14 protein-coding genes and 1 rRNA gene are annotated in these 17,556 nt (G+C 72.2%); 8 read left to right on the plus strand and 7 right to left on the minus strand.

The features are described from left to right. Window positions 1-87: ribosomal RNA gene (gene rrf, locus ACFY2B_RS24620) — 5S ribosomal RNA — on the plus strand; the annotation flags it as partial. A gap of 109 nt (window positions 88-196) precedes the next feature. Here rrf and ACFY2B_RS24625 read toward each other — a convergent pair. From ACFY2B_RS24625 to ACFY2B_RS24645, 5 genes are read right to left on the minus strand one after another with little or no spacing between them, the layout of a single operon-like run. Beyond that, entirely contained in the window at window positions 197-1,507 is a 1,311-nt protein-coding gene (locus ACFY2B_RS24625; protein ID WP_390765245.1) for a DUF58 domain-containing protein, read from the minus strand. Next, on the minus strand, window positions 1,507-2,496 hold the full coding sequence (locus ACFY2B_RS24630) for an AAA family ATPase (RefSeq protein ID WP_390765246.1): 990 nt from the start codon (window positions 2,494-2,496) through the stop codon (window positions 1,507-1,509). The genes ACFY2B_RS24625 and ACFY2B_RS24630 overlap by 1 nt, the downstream gene beginning before the upstream one ends. Continuing rightward, window positions 2,496-3,692: a DUF4350 domain-containing protein gene (locus ACFY2B_RS24635; protein WP_390765247.1), complete on the minus strand. Its 1,197-nt coding sequence runs from the start codon at window positions 3,690-3,692 to the stop codon at window positions 2,496-2,498. The genes ACFY2B_RS24630 and ACFY2B_RS24635 overlap by 1 nt, the downstream gene beginning before the upstream one ends. Then, the gene (locus ACFY2B_RS24640) at window positions 3,689-4,471 is read right to left on the minus strand and encodes a DUF4129 domain-containing protein (protein WP_390765248.1); all 783 of its coding nucleotides are present in this window, start codon (window positions 4,469-4,471) and stop codon (window positions 3,689-3,691) included. Before ACFY2B_RS24640 ends, ACFY2B_RS24635 begins: the two co-directional genes overlap by 4 nt. Window positions 4,472-4,475: 4 nt before the next feature. Further along, a complete protein-coding gene (locus ACFY2B_RS24645; protein WP_390765249.1) occupies window positions 4,476-5,843 on the minus strand; it encodes a hypothetical protein in 1,368 nt (455 codons plus the stop codon). 138 nt (window positions 5,844-5,981) lie between these two features. On the opposite strand from ACFY2B_RS24645, the gene mtnA reads away from it, so the two are divergent. From mtnA to ACFY2B_RS24680, 7 genes are all read left to right on the plus strand, one after another. Next, window positions 5,982-7,127, plus strand: a complete 1,146-nt coding sequence (gene mtnA / locus ACFY2B_RS24650; RefSeq protein WP_390765250.1) for an S-methyl-5-thioribose-1-phosphate isomerase — start codon at window positions 5,982-5,984, stop codon at window positions 7,125-7,127. 490 nt (window positions 7,128-7,617) lie between these two features. Continuing rightward, window positions 7,618-8,307 (plus strand): two-component system response regulator MtrA, encoded by a 690-nt coding sequence (gene mtrA / locus ACFY2B_RS24655; RefSeq protein ID WP_191870552.1) that lies wholly within the window; start codon window positions 7,618-7,620, stop codon window positions 8,305-8,307. Window position 8,308: 1 nt separating this feature from the next. Beyond that, window positions 8,309-10,402 carry an MtrAB system histidine kinase MtrB gene (gene mtrB, locus ACFY2B_RS24660; RefSeq protein WP_390765251.1) on the plus strand — a complete coding sequence of 698 codons (2,094 nt, stop codon included), beginning with the start codon at window positions 8,309-8,311 and terminating at the stop codon, window positions 10,400-10,402. Continuing rightward, the gene (locus ACFY2B_RS24665; protein WP_390765252.1) at window positions 10,392-12,224 is read left to right on the plus strand and encodes an LpqB family beta-propeller domain-containing protein; all 1,833 of its coding nucleotides are present in this window, start codon (window positions 10,392-10,394) and stop codon (window positions 12,222-12,224) included. The genes mtrB and ACFY2B_RS24665 overlap by 11 nt, the downstream gene beginning before the upstream one ends. 407 nt (window positions 12,225-12,631) lie before the next feature. Continuing rightward, complete coding sequence (locus ACFY2B_RS24670) at window positions 12,632-13,465, plus strand: ComF family protein (RefSeq protein WP_390765253.1); 834 nt, start codon at window positions 12,632-12,634, stop codon at window positions 13,463-13,465. 319 nt (window positions 13,466-13,784) lie between these two features. Beyond that, window positions 13,785-14,477: a ribosome hibernation-promoting factor, HPF/YfiA family gene (gene hpf / locus ACFY2B_RS24675; RefSeq protein ID WP_390765254.1), complete on the plus strand. Its 693-nt coding sequence runs from the start codon at window positions 13,785-13,787 to the stop codon at window positions 14,475-14,477. 202 nt (window positions 14,478-14,679) lie between these two features. Further along, complete coding sequence (locus ACFY2B_RS24680) at window positions 14,680-15,423, plus strand: response regulator (protein WP_390765255.1); 744 nt, start codon at window positions 14,680-14,682, stop codon at window positions 15,421-15,423. 3 nt (window positions 15,424-15,426) lie between these two features. Here the strand turns inward: ACFY2B_RS24680 and ACFY2B_RS24685 are convergent, their stop codons facing one another. Both ACFY2B_RS24685 and ACFY2B_RS24690 read right to left on the minus strand, forming a co-directional pair. After that, window positions 15,427-16,602, minus strand: coding sequence for a winged helix-turn-helix domain-containing protein (locus ACFY2B_RS24685; protein WP_390765256.1), 1,176 nt, complete (start codon window positions 16,600-16,602; stop codon window positions 15,427-15,429). A gap of 194 nt (window positions 16,603-16,796) precedes the next feature. Then, on the minus strand, window positions 16,797-17,366 hold the full coding sequence (locus tag ACFY2B_RS24690) for a GNAT family N-acetyltransferase (protein ID WP_390765257.1): 570 nt from the start codon (window positions 17,364-17,366) through the stop codon (window positions 16,797-16,799). Window positions 17,367-17,556 lie beyond the last annotated feature (190 nt).

The following is a 17,556-nucleotide window of genomic DNA, read 5'->3' on the forward strand; positions in this document are numbered from 1 at the left end:
GGTTACATTCCGAACCCGGAAGCTAAGCCTTACAGCGCCGATGGTACTGCAGGGGGGACCCTGTGGGAGAGTAGGACGCCGCCGAACTAAATGTGGGGAATCCCTCGTGCTCTTGGGCACGGGGGATTTCTGCGTTTAGGGGGTCGCGGGGCTGACCGTGCCTGTTGTCTGGGTGGATTTCTGGCACGGTACTTGGTCAGAGTCGGCCCGCTGCCTTCAAAGCGAGGTACGCATCCGCCAGCGCCGGGGCCAAGTCGTCCGGTGTGGCGTCGACGATCGTCACGCCGTGACGACGCAGTTGTTCCGCTGTACGGTGCCGTTCGGCCTGCGCCTGAGCCGCCGCAGCGGCCTCGTAGACCGCGTCGACGTCTCCTCGGGTGGTCGCCATCTCGGCGATACGGGGATCGGCGACCGAGGCCACCACGACCGTGTGCCGTTGAGTGAGTTGCGCGAGCACGGGAAGCAGGCCCTCCTCGACCGGCGCCGCGTCCAGGGACGTGAGCAGGACGAGCAGGGAACGGCGAGGCGCCGTACGGAGCGCCGTGGCGGCCAGTCCTCGGGCATCCGTTTCGACGAGTTCGGGTTCGAGCGTCGCCATCGCGGCCACCAGGGACGGGAGGGCGTCGCTTGCCTTACGTCCCTGGACCAGAGCCCGTACCCGGCGGTCGTAGGCGAGGAGGTCCACACGGTCGCCGGCGCGGGCCGCGAGCGCCGCGAGGAGCAGAGCGGCGTCCATGGAGGCGTCCAGGCGCGGGGCGTCGCCAACCCGGCCGGCCGAGGTACGGCCGGTGTCCAGCACCAGCAGGATGTGGCGGTCCCGTTCCGGACGCCAGGTGCGGACGGCCACGGCCGTGTGGCGTGCCGTCGCCCGCCAGTCGATGGAGCGGGTGTCATCGCCAGGGACATATTCGCGCAGGCTGTCGAACTCGGTGCCCTCACCGCGGGTCAGGACGCTGGTGCGGCCGTCGAGTTCGCGTAGTCGCGCGAGCTTCGACGGGAGGTGCTTGCGGCTGGTGAAGGGGGGCAGGACCCGTACCGTCCACGGCACTTTGTGGGTTCCCTGGCGGGAGAACAGACCGAGGGGGCCGTAGGAGCGGATCGTGACGCGGTCGGCCTGGCGGTCGCCGCGGCGGGTGGGGCGCAGCCGGGTCGTGATGCGCCGGCGTTCGCCCGGGGGCACGGTGAGGCGGTGGCGGGAGGCCGCGATCTCCGTGCCCGGCTGCCAGCTGCTGGGTGGCCAGGCGTCCCTCAGCCGGGCCCGGAGCGGACGGCGCGACGGGTTGGTGACGGTCAGCGTCACGTCGGCGGTCTCGCCCAGGCGCGCGGAGGTGTCTCCGGAGCGGCTCAGGATCAGCCGTCGTACGGGTGCGGCGAGGGCGAAGTCGCAGGCGCAGGCCACGGCGAGCGGGCCGTTGACTGCGAGGATGCCCGTCCAGCCGGGATCCCAGATACCGACGGGCACGGAGCCGAGGGCCGCCAGCAGGGCGGCGCGTCCGGTGAGCGGCATCAGCGGGGAACCGGGACGTGGGCGAGGATGGCGTTGATGACGGAGTCGGCCGTCACTCCCTCCATCTCGGCCTCGGGGCGTAGCTGCACACGGTGCCTGAGGGTCGGCAGGGCGAGGGCCTTCACGTCGTCGGGGATGACGTAGTCGCGGCCCGTCAGCCACGCCCACGCGCGTGCGGTGGCGAGCAGGGCGGTGGCGCCGCGCGGGGACACGCCCAGGGTGAGGGAGGGCGACTCACGGGTGGCACGGCAGACGTCCACGACGTAGGCGATGATCTCGGGGGAGACGGTCGTCTTGGCGACCGCCGCGCGGGCGGCTTCGAGGGCGGCCGGGCCCGCCACGGGGCGCAGGCCGGCGGCGCGCAGGTCGCGCGGGTTGAAGCCGGCCGCGTGGCGGGTGAGGACATCGATCTCGTCCTGCCGGGCGGGCAGCGGGATCGTCAGCTTCAGCAGGAAGCGGTCGAGCTGGGCTTCGGGGAGGGGGTAGGTGCCCTCGTACTCGACGGGGTTCTGGGTGGCCGCGACCAGGAATGGCTCCGGGAGGGGCCGGGGGGTTCCGTCGACGGTCACCTGGCGTTCCTCCATCGCCTCCAGCAGGGAGGACTGGGTCTTCGGAGGCGTGCGGTTGATCTCGTCGGCGAGCAGCAGGTTGGTGAAGACCGGGCCGGGCTGGAAGGAGAACTCGGCGGTGCGGGTGTCGTAGACGAGGGAGCCCGTGACGTCGCTCGGCATGAGGTCGGGGGTGAACTGGACGCGCTTGGTCTCCAGTTCGAGCGCGGAGGCGAGGGCGCGGACCAGGAGTGTCTTGGCGACTCCGGGGACGCCTTCCAGCAGGACGTGTCCACGGCACAGCAGGGCGACGACGAGACCGGTCACGGCGGGATCCTGGCCGACCACGGCTTTGGCGATCTCGGCGCGCAGGGTTTCCAGGGCGGCGCGGGCGTCGCCCGGATCCCCGGTGTTCCCGGCGTTGTCAGTGGTCGGGTCCATCATGGACGGCGTACCTCTCTTTCGAGGGCGTCGAGTCGGTCGGTGAGGGCGATGAGGGCTGCGTCGTCGCCGGGCGGGGGCCCGAAGAGGAGGGGGTGCAGGTCCTGTGCGTCGCCGTGGAGGTGGGCGGACAGGGCGGGCAGCAGGGCTTCGGGCGCGTGCGCCTGGGCGACGGGGACGCCGACGAGGGGGGCGAGGCGGGTGCGGGTGGTGAAACGGAGAGCGGCGGCGGCGCGGTCACGGGCGTCGGCCTTGCGGTAGAGGCGGGCGCGGCCTTCGACGGTTTCGGAGGCACGGATCGCGACCGGAAGTCTTTCGGGTACGAGGGGGCCGAGCCGGCGTGCCCGCCAGAAGGCGGCGAGGACCGCCGCGATGAACAGTTGCAGCGTGCCCCAGAGCCAGCCGGAGGGAAGCAGGTCCAGGAAGTCCTTCTGGTCGCCCGTGCCGGTGGCCGGGGTGTCGGAGAGGGAGGGGAGGTACCAGACCAGATGGGGGCGGGAGCCGAGGAGTTGAAGGGCGAGCGAGGCGTTGCCCTGCTCGTCGAGGCGGTTGTTGTAGAGGATGTCGGGCGCGCCGAGGACGACGGTGTCGCCGCTCCCGGAAGGGGCGGGGACACGTACCAAGGTGGCGAGGCGCCGGCTGGGGTAGCACGTGTCGGCGTCGAGGCGTGTGGTGGTGTAGCGGACGCCGCCCGTGTCGGCCGCGCCCGCGCGGACGGCGGCGGGCAGGGCGCACTCGGGGCTGAGGGTCGAGCCGAAGCTGGTGGCGGGGTCCGCGGTCACGCCGGGCGCGAGGCGTTCCACGGACGGACTGCCGGCGGCGACGAGGAGGGTGCGTCCACCGGACCCGGCGGTGGCGGAGTGCAGCGCGGTCTGCCGGCCGGGCGTGAGCAGGTCGGGCACGGCGACCAGGAGGGTGGTGTCCGGGCCGGCCGCGGTACGGGCCTCGTCCAGTGTGGTGACCACGCGCGTGGACACGCCGTGGTCGGCGAGCAGCTCGGCGATAGCGCGGCTGCCGTAGGGGTCGGCGGAGCGGGGGTCGAGGGCGCCGTGCCGGGCATCGGAGCGGATGACGGCGATCACGACGGCGCCCGCGAGCAGCAGGACGAGCGCGAGGACGATGCCCCGCGTGCGGGTCCACACCTGGCGGTTGGTGAGCGAGGCCGAGGTGGACGGGAGGGTGGCCCCGGTGGTCATCCGGCGGCCCCCTGGCGGCTGCTGGGGGCCGTGCTGTGGCTGCTGGTGGCGAGGGCGGGCTTGGCGTGCTCCAGGTCGCGGTCGAGTTCGACGAGCCGGTCGTACGTCTGCCGGTGTGCCCGGCGGCCGCCGTACGTGACGTCGTCGAACTCCCGCGCGGCGGCGTGCAGTCGGTCCGTGTGCGCGGGCAGGGCGCGACCGGCCTCCGCGGCCGCCTCGTCGGCGGTGCGGCCGGGCCGGGCGTCGAGCAGGGCGCGTTCTTCGAGGGCGCGGACGACGGCCCGCATGCGTTCCTGGACGGCCTGGTTCCAGTGGCCCTGGGCGGCCTGTGCCTCGGCGGCGGCGCGGTGTTCCGCAGCGCTGCGGGGACGGTCGTCGAAGAGGGCGGGGACGGAGACCGGGCGGCGGCGCGGGGTGCCCAGGCGCCACCAGAGGGCGGCCAGTACGGCGACGACGGCCAGCACGACCACGACCAGGCCGAGCGTCCCTCCCGGTGTCGCCGAGGCGGCGGCGTCGAGCACCTTGCCGAGCCAGTCCCAGAAGGCGTTCAGGGCCCGTTGGAGCAGACTGGGGTCGTTCTCGTGGTACATCCCCTTGGACAGTTCGCGCCGGGCGGCCTCCCGCGCGGGATCGCGCGGGGTGGTCACCGGCGGCTCGTCGCCCGAGCCCGCCAGTGACAGCAGGGCCGTGTCGCCCGCTCGCAGCAGGCTGCGGACGGCGGGGCCGACGGCGTGCGGCACGACCGGCACCGTGCTCAGTACTCCCCCCGGCAGGCTCACCGCGTCAGCTCCCCGGGACGGGGCCCGGCGCGGGCGCGCCGTAGTCCTGGACCCCGGCGGCGCGGGCCAGTTCGAGGTCGAGGGCCTCGCGGCGGATGCGCTGGTCGATGTAGAGGAGCACGCTGACGCCCCCGCTGATCGGGAACGTGATCATGGAGCCGATCACCGAGCCGACGCCGCTGATGATGAGGAACGTCCAGCCGACGCCGCCGGTCCCGCCGAGGAAACCGGAGAGGCCGTCGCCGCTCAGCGCGGCGCCGATCAGGGCGAAGGGGATGATGACGATCGACGCGATGATGTTCGCGATGATCCCGGCGAGCAGTTGGATGCCGAGGACCCGCCACCAGGAGCCGCGGACCAGCTTTGTGGAGCGGCTCATCGACTTCAGGATGCCCTGCCGCTCCAGCACCAGCGCGGGCGAGGCCAGCGAGAAGCGGACCATGAGCCAGATCACGACGACGAGCGCCGCGAGCAGGCCGAGGACGAGGAGCGGGAAGACGGCGGCGTCCCCTGCGCCGGCGACGCCCACGAGTATGCCCGGCAGCGCCCCGCAGAGCATGATGCCGAGGGAGATGAGCGGCAGCAGGAAGATCAGGCCAATCAGCCTGCCGATCCGCGGGCGGGCGTCCCGCCAGGCTTCGCCGGTGGTCACGGGCCTGCCCAGGACGGCCCGGCTGGTCACGGTCGCCAGCAGAGCGGTGGCGACGATGGTGCCGATGGAGGAGATCAGCAGGACGGCGACGGAGCTGAGCGTGGCCTCGCCCATGGCGCGGGAGAGTTCGTCGAAGCTGGCGCTCGGGTCGTTGAGGGTGTCGGTGGTCGCCGTGTCGTCGAGGACGAAGCCCTGGAGGAGGATGCCGACGATCTCCGTGACGACCGCGACGGTCAGCGAGATCCCCAGGACCGTGCGCCAGTAGGTGCGCATGGTGGAGACGGCGCCGTCGAGGATCTCGCCCACACCGAGTGGGCGCAGCGGGATGACGCCGGGCTTGGCCGCGGGCGGGGGGCCGCCCCAGCCCGCGCCCCAGCCTCCGTAGCCGCCGGCTCCTCCGTACCCGCCGTAGCCCCCCGGGCCGCCGTAGCCGCCGTGACCTCCCTGGCCGCCCGGGTGCGGGCCGCCCCAGCCCGGGCCGGGCGGTGGGGGCGGCGGTGCCTGGCCCGGGGCCGGGGCGCCGGCGGGCGCGGACCACTGGCCGGGTGGCGGCTGCTCCTCGGACCACTTCGAGCCGGGGGCCTGTGGGTCCGCGCCCGGCTGGTCGGCGGGCTGTGCGGGCACCGGCCGGCCGGCGGGGTCGACAGGACCGGACGCGCCCGGTTCCTGCCCGTTGGACGGGGTGGATCCGGGCGAGGCCCAGCCCGGAGTGTCGTTCATCGATGCTCCTTCTCGGTGCCCGTCCGCGGTCGCGGCGGCAGGTTGGCAGCCATCGTGCCATGGGGCGGAGGGCAGGGGACCGGCTGCGGTAGGGGCTGCACCTTCAATTGTCCGTGGGATACGGGGCAGACTGACCGCATGGCTGATCAGGACGCGCACACCGGCGAGGGCAGGCACGCGACCGAGATACCGGCGATCCGCTGGGAGGAGCCGCCCGAAGGGCCCGTACTGGTCCTTCTCGACCAGACCAGACTGCCGACCGAGGAGGTCGAGCTGGTGTGCACCGACGCGCCGGCTCTGGTCGAGGCGATCCGTGCGCTCGCCGTGCGCGGGGCGCCGCTGCTCGGCATCGCGGGGGCGTACGGCGTCGCGCTCGCCGCCGTGCGGGGTTTCGACGTGGACGAGGCCGCGGGCGCGCTCCAGGCCGCCCGGCCCACCGCGGTGAACCTGTCCGTCGGGGTGCGCAGGGCACAGGCCGCCCACCGGGCCGCGCTCGCCGAGGGCGGCGACCCGCAGCGGGCGGCGGCGGCCGCGCTGGCCGCTGCGCGGGCGATGCACCGGGAGGACGCCGAGGCATCCGCCCGGATGGCCGGGTACGGGCTGGCGTTGCTCGACGAGTTGCTGCCCGGCGGGGGACACCGGATCCTCACGCACTGCAACTCCGGGTCACTGGTGTCGGGCGGGGAGGGGACCGCGCTCGCCGTGGCGCTCGCCGTGCACCGGGAAGGGCGGCTGCGCCGGCTGTGGGTGGACGAGACGCGTCCGCTGTTGCAGGGCGCGCGGCTGACGGCGTACGAGGCGGCCCGCACCGGCATGGCGTACTCCTTGCTCACCGACAGCGCGGCCGGATCGCTGTTCGCGGCGGGAGAGGTGGACGCGGTGCTGATCGGTGCCGACCGCATCGCGGCCGACGGGTCGGTGGCGAACAAGGTGGGCAGCTATCCGCTCGCGGTGCTGGCGCGGTACCACCACGTGCCGTTCATCGTGGTGGCGCCGGTGACGACGGTGGATCCGGACACGCCGGACGGGGCGTCCATCGAGGTCGAGCAGCGGCCCGGATACGAGGTGACCGAGCTCACTGCGCCGTGGGCACCGGTCGGCGGAGCGGGCGGCGGGGTTGTGGTGGCGCCGTTGGGAACGCAGGCGTACAACCCGGCGTTCGATGTGACGCCGCCCGAACTGGTGACGGCGATCGTCACCGACGCGGGCGTCGTCTCACCCGTGACGGGCGCCGTGCTCGCGGAGCTGATCTCCGGCTCGGTCGGTCAGCGGACCGGGGCATGAGAAAGGAGGGGGAGTAGTGGGCGGCGGGGACGGAGGGGACTGAGAGGACTGAGGGACTGAGGGGACTGAGAGGACTGAGGGACTGAGGGGATTGAGGGGATGTCGGGGGGCGGAACAGGTATGGGGTCGTGCGGGCGTGTTCTGGGCTCGCCGAAGTGGTCCTGCTCGGCCTGCCGAAGTGGGCTGCCCTCTTTCACCGAAGCGGGGCCGCTCCTGCCACCGGCACGAGGGGGGCCGTAGCCGTATGACGTCAGTGGCGCACCGTCGCGGGGCGAGGGCCGCGACCGCCTGTGACCACCGCGCCGCCGGCGGGCGGCCGGAGCGGCACGCGCTCCGCCGTTGCCGCGGCGACTCCGCCGTTGCCAGGGGCGGTGTCCGTCGCTGACACCGGTGTCGAAGGACAGGGGCAGACAGTGACGGTCCCGTACGACTATCGTCACTGGCCGGTGAGCCTGCTCACCTGCGCCACCTTCGCCGTTATGAGAATGGGATGATGTCGTTTATGAAGGGACGAGTCCTCGTCGTCGATGACGACACCGCGCTGGCCGAGATGCTCGGCATCGTGCTGCGAGGTGAAGGTTTTGAGCCGTCTTTCGTAGCCGACGGCGACAAGGCGCTCGCCGCTTTCCGCGAGACCAAGCCCGATCTGGTGCTGCTCGACCTGATGCTGCCCGGCCGGGACGGCATCGAGGTGTGCCGGCTGATCCGCGCGGAGTCCGGTGTGCCGATCGTGATGCTCACCGCCAAGAGCGACACCGTGGACGTGGTCGTGGGCCTGGAGTCGGGCGCCGACGACTACATCGTCAAGCCGTTCAAGCCGAAGGAGCTGGTGGCCCGGATCCGCGCGCGGCTGCGCAGGTCGGAGGAGCCGGCTCCGGAGCAGCTCACCATAGGTGACCTGGTCATCGACGTGGCTGGGCACTCCGTGAAGCGGGACGGGCAGTCGATCGCGCTGACGCCGCTGGAGTTCGATCTGCTGGTGGCGCTGGCCCGCAAGCCGTGGCAGGTGTTCACCCGCGAGGTGCTGCTGGAACAGGTGTGGGGCTACCGGCACGCGGCGGACACGCGGCTGGTGAACGTGCACGTGCAGCGGCTGCGGTCCAAGGTCGAGAAGGATCCGGAGCGGCCGGAGATCGTGGTGACCGTCCGTGGCGTCGGTTACAAGGCCGGACCGAGCTGACGTGTCGGGAGACAGTGCCGCTTCGGCTCCCGGCCGTCCCGGGGAGAGTCCGGGGCGGCCTGTCGGCCGGAAGACGGCCGGGTCGGGCTGGGGACGCCTCCTCGAAGGCGGGCTGTTGCAGGGCGGAGTGCGGGGCAGCCCGGTGCTGCGCCTGTTCGTGCGCTGGGTGCGCCGGCCGCTGCTGCCGGTCATGCGGCTGTGGCGGCGCAACATCCAGCTCAAGGTCGTCGTCACGACGCTGCTGATGTCGCTGGGCGTCGTCCTGCTGCTCGGTTTCGTCGTCATCGGGCAGGTGCGCAACGGCCTGCTGGACGCCAAGGTGAAGGCGTCGCAGAGCCAGGCCACCGGCGGGTTCGCGGTGGCCAAGCAGCAGGCCGACGAGGCATCGAACAGCACCGGGGACGACAGCTCGGCGGTCGACGGCCGGCAGTCGCAGAACGTCATCCAGTGGATGAGCGACCTCGTGGAGTCGCTGTCCAGCGGCGGCCAGGGCGCCTTCGACGTGGTGACGCTCCCCGCGGGCGACGACAGCGGCGGCGGGCGCAGCCCGCGCGGCTCCGGGTACGTCGACCCGTCCGCCAGCGTGCCCGTGGATCTGCGCGCGCGGGTCCACACCAGTACGACGGCGGCCCAGAGCTACACCCGTGTCGTCTACAGCAACGGCAAGGCGTCCCAGCCCGCGCTGGTCATCGGCAAACAGGTGAACGACCCGAACGGGGACCCGTACGAGCTGTACTACCTCTTCCCGCTGACGCAGGAGGAGAAGTCGCTGAGCCTGGTCAAGGGCACGCTCGCGACCGCCGGGCTGTTCGTCGTCGTACTCCTCGGGGCCATCGCGTGGCTGGTGGTGCGGCAGGTCGTGACGCCCGTGCGGATGGCGGCCGGGATCGCGGAGCGACTGTCGGCGGGCCGTCTGCAGGAACGGATGAAGGTCACCGGCGAGGACGACATCGCGCGTCTCGGCGAGGCGTTCAACAAGATGGCGCAGAACCTGCAGCTGAAGATCCAGCAGTTGGAGGACCTGTCGCGGATGCAGCGGAGGTTCGTCTCCGACGTGTCGCACGAGCTGCGCACCCCGCTGACGACCGTGCGTATGGCCGCCGACGTGATCCATGAGGCACGCGAGGACTTCGATCCGGTGACCGCCCGTTCGGCAGAGCTGCTCGCCGACCAGCTGGACCGCTTCGAGTCGCTGCTCGCCGACCTGCTGGAGATCAGCCGGTTCGACGCGGGCGCGGCGGCGCTGGAGGCCGAGGCGATAGACCTGCGGGAGGTCGTACGGCGGGTGGTCAGCGGGGCGGAGCCGCTGGCCGAGCGGAAGGGCAGCCGGATACGTGTCGTCGGCGACCAGCAGCCCGTGGTCGCGGAGGCGGACGCCCGGCGTGTGGAGCGGGTGCTGCGCAACCTCGTCGTCAACGCGGTGGAGCACGGCGAGGGCAAGGACGTCGTGGTCAGGCTGGCCGCGGCCGGCGGCGCCGTCGCGGTCGCGGTGCGCGACTACGGAGTCGGGCTCAAGCCCGGCGAGGCGACCCGGGTCTTCAGCCGTTTCTGGCGGGCCGATCCGGCACGCGCGCGTACCACGGGCGGCACGGGTCTGGGACTGTCCATCGCCCTGGAGGACGCGCGGCTGCACGGCGGCTGGCTCCAGGCATGGGGCGAGCCGGGCGGTGGATCGCAGTTCCGGCTGACGCTGCCGCGGACCGCGGACGAGCCGCTTCGGGGCTCGCCGATACCGCTGGAGCCGAAGGACTCGCGGCGCAACGCGGAACAGGGCGGGGCCGGTGTGCCGCACGGTGGCGAGGACAGGCGGGCCATGGTGCCGGCGCAGCCCTCGGGCGGGCAGGTGCCGTCGCTGTCGTCGCGCGCCCCGCTCGCGCAGCGGACGGCCACCGTGACTCCGGCCGCCGATCCGACGGCGCTGCCCGGCAACGGGGCGCGCGTGGTGCCCCGGCAGTCCGGAACCGTCCGGCGCATGGACGACGCGCCCGCAGCCGCGGAGGCCGCGTCGGACGCGAGCCGGGACGAAGCGAGCCGGGACACGGCGACGGGAGCGGGGGATTCGAACACCTCAGGGGAGGCATTTCGTGGGCGCTGACCGCGAGGGGGGCGTCCGGCGTCGTCCGGTGCGCGCGGTGGTGTACGCCGCCTGTGGTGCCGTACTGCTGGCCGGGTGTGCCTCGATGCCGGACAGCGGTGACCTGCGGGACGTCGAGTCGACGCCCCGGCAGGACACACAGGTGCGCGTGTTCGCCATGCCGCCCCAGGAGAACGCCGCGCCCGGCGAGATCGTGCAGGGCTTCCTGGAGGCGCTGACCAGTGACGACCCGAGCTACGACACGGCCCGCAAGTATCTGACCCCGGCCGCGGCGCGGAAGTGGCGGCCGGAGCAGGGGACCACGGTGCTCGCTGACGGGCCGAGCACCGAGTCCGACCAGGGCGCCGCCGCGCGGGAGGATCCCGGCAGCCTCTCCTACGTACTGGCCGGGACCAGGGTCGCCACCGTCGACGCGCAGCAGGCGTACGCGCCCGCCAAGGGGGCGTACGCCAAGCGGCTGCACCTGAGCCGGGACACCAAGACCGGGCAGTGGCGCATCGACACGCTGCCGCAGGGCGTCGTGATGGGCAAGTCCGACTTCCAGCGGAACTACACCCCGGTCAACAAGTACTACTTCGCGTCGCACAGCTCGGTCGGGCCCGGCGGGGAGCCGGTGGCCGTCGCCGACCCGGTCTTCCTGCGCACCCGGGTGGATCCGATGACCCAGGTGGTGCGCTCGCTGCTGAACGGGCCCACGAACTGGGTCGGACCTGCGGTGCGGTCGAGTTTCCCGACGGGGGCGGCGTTGCAGAAGGGCGCGAGCGCGCTGACGCCCGACGACCAGAACAGGCTGACGGTCCCGTTGAACGGGCAGGCGGCCCGGGCCGGCGAGCCGCAGTGCGCGGAGATGGCGACGCAACTGCTGTTCACCCTGCGGAACCTGACACCCACCGTGGACTCGGTCGAGTTGCAGGGGCCGGACGACAGGACGCTGTGCGAACTGAGCGCCGACCGGGCCGAGACCGTCGCCTGGCACAGCCCCGCGAAGGGCCCCGGCTACCTGTACTTCTTCGACAGCAAGCACCGGCTGGTGCGGATCGCGGGCGGCAGCACGAGCACCACCGCCGTGCCGGTGCCGGGCGCGCTCGGTCAGGGCGACAAGGAATTCGGGTCCGTGGCGGTCTCGCGCGACGAGCACACCGCCGCCGGGGTCAGCAGCGACGGGACATCGCTGTACGTCACGGCGCTGACCCCCGGGGGTTCGCTCGGTTCCGCCGTCGTGACCAGCACCGGCACCACCAAGGACGACCGGCTCGCCACGCCGACCTGGGACGCACAGGGTGATCTGTGGGTGGCCGACCGGAATCACCTGGATCCACGGCTGCTCATGCTGAAGCAGGGCTCGGGGAAACCGGAGTCGGTACGGGTTCCGGGGCTGTCCGGTCAGATCAAGGACATCCGGGTGGCCGCGGACGGGGCACGGATGGCGCTGGTCGTGGAGAAGGACGGCCGGCAGTCCCTGCTCATCGGGCGGATCGAGCGCGACGACACCTCGGGCGAGGGACCGGCGGTCGTCGAACTGCGGTCCGCGGCTCCGTGGTTGGAGGAGGTCACCACCATGTCGTGGGCCGGTGACAGCCGGCTGGTGGTGGTCGGGCGCGAACAGGGGGGCGTGCAGCAGATGTCCTACGTCCAGGTCGACGGCTCCGTGCCGGAGGGCCAGGCACCCGCCGCGCTGACCGGGGTGAAGGCGATCACCGCGTCCGAGGACGAGCGGGTGCCGCTGGTGGCGTACTCGGAGGACGGGATCGTGCGGCTGCCGTCAGGGGCGCAGTGGCAGAAGGTCGTCAAGGACGGGACGGCGCCGATCTATCCGGGGTGAGGGGGCGGGTGCGTCGGGGCGCGGGGGGCTGCCCGGCGGTGGTGGCGGTGGTGATGGCCGACGCGCCGGTCGGGGTGGAGGCGCCACGTCGACCGGCCGGGCCGGGCTGGGCCGCGTATCGGCGCGCCCGGGCGGCGGCACGGGCTCGGCCGGCCTGAGGCAGGGGATCTTCCAGCCTGCGGTGTGGGTTCTTCCAGGCTGAGGTGTGGACTCGGCCGGGCCACGGCTGGGGTTCACCGGACTGACGCCTCCGGCGTTCGTCGGGGCCGGGCGCCGGGCCGTTCCGGTCTCCGCGGGCGGCGCTGTAACTCGTGTGAGTGACTGTCGTTACGACCTGCGCGGAGTTGTCCACAGGGAGTTGTCCACAGGGGTGGCCGGGTGGCTCCCGCGTTGGCACAGTGGTGCGCATGCCGGGGTGGTTGCAGGACCTCACCGACCTGGTGCTGCCGACCGAGTGCGCGGGCTGCGGCAGGTCTCGCACGGTGCTCTGCCCGGAGTGCCGTGCCGCCCTCACCGGGGCCGCACCGAGCCGGGTGCGGCCGGTGCCGGAACCGCCCGGGCTGCCGGTCGTGCACGCGGCGGCTCCGTACGCGGACGAGGTAAGGGCGACCCTCCTCGCGCACAAGGAACGCGGCGCGCTGGCACTGGCGCGGCCCCTCGGCGCCGCCCTCGCCCGGGCGGTGCGCGCGGGGTGCGGGCGGAGGGACGCGCCCGTGCTGCTCGTCCCGGTGCCGTCCGCGCGGCGGGCCGTGCGGGCGCGTGGTCACGATCCGGTGCGCCGGATCGCCCTCGCCGCCGCCGGTGAGCTGCGGCGGAGCGGACGGCGGGCGCGGGTGGCCGGTGTACTGCGGCAGCGGCGGGCCGTGGCCGACCAGTCGGGGCTCAACTCCCGGCAGCGTCAGGGCAATCTCGCGGGCGCGCTGGAGGTCATGGCGGGCGGTGCCCGGCTGCTCGCCGGCGGTCACCTGGTGCTGGTCGACGATCTGCTGACGACCGGCGCGTCGCTGACGGAGGCGGCACGGGCCGTGCGGGAGGCACCGGCTGAGGAGATAGGGAGAAGGATTGTGTACGAGCGCGCAACTCGGGAAGGAAGGGAGGAACGGATCGGCGGATCGCAGGAAGAGAGACGTAACGCGACCTACGAAGGAGCGGGAATGGCGGACACGAACGGCGCCGGACGATTGATCCGCGCGGCAGTGATCGCAGCCCCGCCGGATTCCTTCGAAATAATCCGGTACTGACTCCGAACTTACGTTGTTGCAGGTAGTAAGGGGGTCTATTCACTTGATCGGAGGTACGCCGCAGTAGAGGGTGACGACATCCGTACGGGCGAGATATGTTCGGTTGTGAGGGAAAGCCGCAGGCTATGCCTCCGATATCCGATTGCCGTGGCTGCGGTTAACCGTAATGACCCGCGCCGGCCAGGCGGAGATCTTGCCCATGGGGGAGGAGGTGGACGTCACCGAGTCCGAAGTTCCGGGGTTCCGGGTTCACCGGAGCCTGGTGCAAAAGGGAGAAGCTCCGCCGTCGCAGCGGAGCGATCCGGGAACGGAGTTCTGCGTGGACATCGTCGTCAAGGGCCGCAAGACCGAGGTGCCCGAGCGGTTCCGCAAGCACGTGGCCGAGAAGCTGAAGCTGGAGAAGATCCAGAAGCTCGACGGCAAGGTGATCAGCCTCGACGTCGAGGTGTCCAAGGAGCCCAACCCCCGACAGGCCGACCGCTGTGACCGAGTGGAGATCACGCTCCGCTCCCGCGGTCCGGTGATCCGGGCGGAGGCAGCGGCCAGCGACCCGTACGCGGCACTCGACCTGGCGGCGGAGAAGCTGGGCGCCCGGCTGCGCAAGCAGCACGACAAGCGGTTCTCGCGTCGCGGCGCCCGCCGGGTCCCGGCCGCCGAGGTCCCCGACCACGTCCCGGGAGCGGCAACGCTCAACGGGAACGGCCACCCCGTCCACGAGGAAGAGACGGACGGAGTGCCCACGAAGAAGATCGGCCCGCTGGAAGTGAAGGGTGAAGGCCCCCTCGTCGTCCGTGAGAAGACCCACGTCGCCTCCCCGATGAGCCTCGACCAGGCCCTCTACGAGATGGAACTTGTCGGCCACGACTTCTATCTGTTCATCGACTCCGAGACCAAGGAACCGAGCGTCGTCTACCGGCGGCACGCCTACGACTACGGGGTCATCCACCTCAGCACGGACCCGATGATCGCGCGGGCGGAATTCCCCGCGGCTGGTGGCACGCTGGGCGGCTGACGATCCGGCCGACGGTTGAGCGGGTGCCCCTGGAGCGCGTGTGCGCCCCCAGGGGCACCGGTGTGCGACCACTTCGCGCCCCGCTCGTCACCGCGGCGTCGTCCAGGCATGAAATCATGGCCGGACCGGCCCAACCGGTGGGCCGTTGCCTTGGGTTGGCGATGGCACAGGACCACAGGCCACAGCCTCAGGGGGAGGAACGATGGCGGACAGCTTCGGACCGATGCGGGATGCGGACGCCGACGGCGTCGTCGGTACGGGCCCGGGGGCGGGCTCTGCGCGCAAGGAGCCGATCAGAGTCCTGGTCGTGGACGACCACGCCCTCTTCCGCCGTGGTCTGGAGATCGTGCTCGCCGCCGAGGAGGACATCCAGGTCGTGGGGGAGGCGGGCGACGGCGCCGAGGCCGTCGACAAGGCCGCCGACCTGCTGCCCGACATCGTGCTCATGGACGTGCGGATGCCCAAGCGCGGCGGGATCGAGGCGTGCACCTCCATCAAGGAGGTGGCGCCCAGCGCCAAGATCATCATGCTGACGATCAGCGACGAGGAGGCCGACCTCTACGACGCGATCAAGGCGGGCGCGACCGGATACCTGCTCAAGGAGATCTCCACGGACGAGGTGGCCACGGCCATTCGCGCCGTGGCGGACGGGCAGTCGCAGATCAGCCCGTCCATGGCGTCGAAACTGCTCACCGAGTTCAAGTCGATGATCCAGCGCACCGACGAGCGCCGGCTGGTGCCGGCGCCGCGGCTGACCGACCGCGAACTCGAAGTGCTCAAGCTCGTGGCCACGGGGATGAACAACCGCGACATCGCCAAGGAGTTGTACATCTCCGAGAACACCGTGAAGAACCATGTGCGCAACATCCTGGAGAAGCTGCAACTGCACTCCAGGATGGAGGCCGTGGTCTACGCGATGCGGGAGAAGATCCTGGAGATCCGCTGACGCTCAGCCGAGCAGGCGGGCGAGTTCGCCGACGAGCGGTTCGCGCAGCTCGGCCGCGTCCACCCGCTCCACCCGCACGTCCGTGCAGTCCACCCAGCTCGCCGCCTCGACCAGGGCCTGCGCCACGCCCGGGACCGCCTTGGCGCCGTCCAGGGTGACCTGCTTGGCGACCAGGGTGCGGCCCTCGCGGGCCGGGTCGACGCGGCCGACGAGCCGGCCGCCGGCCAGGACCGGCATGGCGAAGTAGCCGTACACACGCTTGGGCTTGGGGACGTACGCCTCCAGGCGGTGGGTGAAGCCGAAGATCCGTTCCGTGCGGGCGCGCTCCCAGATCAGGGAGTCGAACGGCGACAGCAGCGTGGTGCGGTGACGGCCGCGCGGCGGTGTCGCCAGCGCCGCCGGATCGGCCCAGGCCGGCTTGGACCAGCCCTCCACCGCGACCGGGACCAGGCCGGAGTCGGCGATCACCGCGTCCACCTGTTCGCCCTTGAGGCGGTGGTAGTCGGCGATGTCGGCGCGGGTGCCGACGCCCAGGGACTCGCCGGCCAGGCGGACCAGGCGGCGCACGCACTCCGCGTCGTCCAGTTCGTCGTGCAGGAGAGGGCCCGGGATCGCGCGCTCGGCCAGGTCGTACACCCGCTTCCAGCCGCGGCGCTCCACGCACACCACCTCCCCGTACATCAGCGCGCGCTCGACGGCGACCTTCGAGCCGGACCAGTCCCACCACTCGCTGGTGCGTTTCGCGCCGCCCAGTTCCGTGGCCGTCAGCGGACCCTCGGCCCGCAACTGCTTGATGACCTGCTCGTAGGTGCCGTCGGGGAGTTCGTGGTTCCAGTGCGGGCGACCGCGGTAGGCGCGGCGGCGGAAGGCGAAGTGGGGCCACTCCTCGACGGGGAGGACACAGGCCGCGTGGGACCAGTACTCGAAGGCGTGCGTGTCGGTCCAGTAGGCCCGCTCCACGGTCTTGCGGCCGACCGCGCCGAGGCGGGCGTACGGAACGAGTTCATGGGAGCGGGCGAGGACGGAGATCGTGTCGAGCTGGACCGCACCCAGATGACGGAGGACACCACGGACGCCTGCTCTGCGGTCGGGGGAGCCGAGGAAGCCCTGTGCGCGCAGGGCGATGCGGCGGGCGTCGTCCGCGGAGAGCTCTGCGGTGGGGGGCGGGAGGGTCGTCATGCTTCCGCACCATAGACGGCGGCACTGACAATGCGGGCTGACCTGCGATTTCACGGCTCTGAGGGGCATTGCCACGCCGCGGGTCATCGCCACGCCTGCGTGTCATCGCCGCGTCTGTGGTGCGCGTCATCGTCTCGCCTGCGCTACGGGTCATCGCCACGCCTGCGGGCTGCCGCCGTGGTCGCGTCGGCGGATCAGCGTCGCGTCGGCAGGTACGGCGCCGTCGACGGCAGGCCCAGGTCCGAGGGCAGCAGCGAGCCCACCCAGCAGTCGCGGCGTACGCCCTTGTTGTTGATCGCGGAGCGCAGGGTGCCCTCGACGGTGAAGCCGGTGCGTTCGGCCACCGCGCGGGAGGCGTGGTTGCCGACCTCGGCGCGCCATTCGACACGGTCGACGTGGAGGTCGGTGAAGGCCCAGCGGGCGGCGGCGAGGGTGGCCTCGGTGATGTAGCCGCGGCCCCGGTGTTCCCTGGCGGCCCAGAAGCCGATCTCGGTCGTGCCCAGGGACCGCATGGTCAGACCGAGCATCCCCACCAGGTCACCGGCGGGGAGGAAGGCACCGAAGGTGTACATGGAACCGGTCGCCCAGCCCTCGGGGACCTGCTGCTCCGTGAAGCCGCGGGCGTGCTCGGGGAGGTACGGCGAGGGGATCGTGGTCCAGCGCTGGATGTCGGGGTCCTGCGCGGCGGCGTGGACGGCGTCGTTGTCCCGTGGTCCGACGGTGCGCAGCAGCAGGCGGGCGGTGGTGAGGGTGACGGGGTCCATCGGGTGATTCTGGTCGCGGGGCCCGCGGAAAGCCATCGGTTTGCGGTGCGTGAGCGCGTGATCACAATTCGCGCAATTCACTGCCCGGGTACGGCACCATCCACGACCTCCGACCGTTGTTCCTGATTGAAGGCGTTGCCCCACGACAGGGCTCCCGGCTCGACGGGGTCCTCGCATACGATGGCCGTTG

The sequence above is a fragment of the Streptomyces sp. NPDC001270 genome (genome assembly GCF_042896695.1).
In the GTDB taxonomy this organism is placed as follows: Bacteria; Actinomycetota; Actinomycetes; order Streptomycetales; family Streptomycetaceae; genus Streptomyces.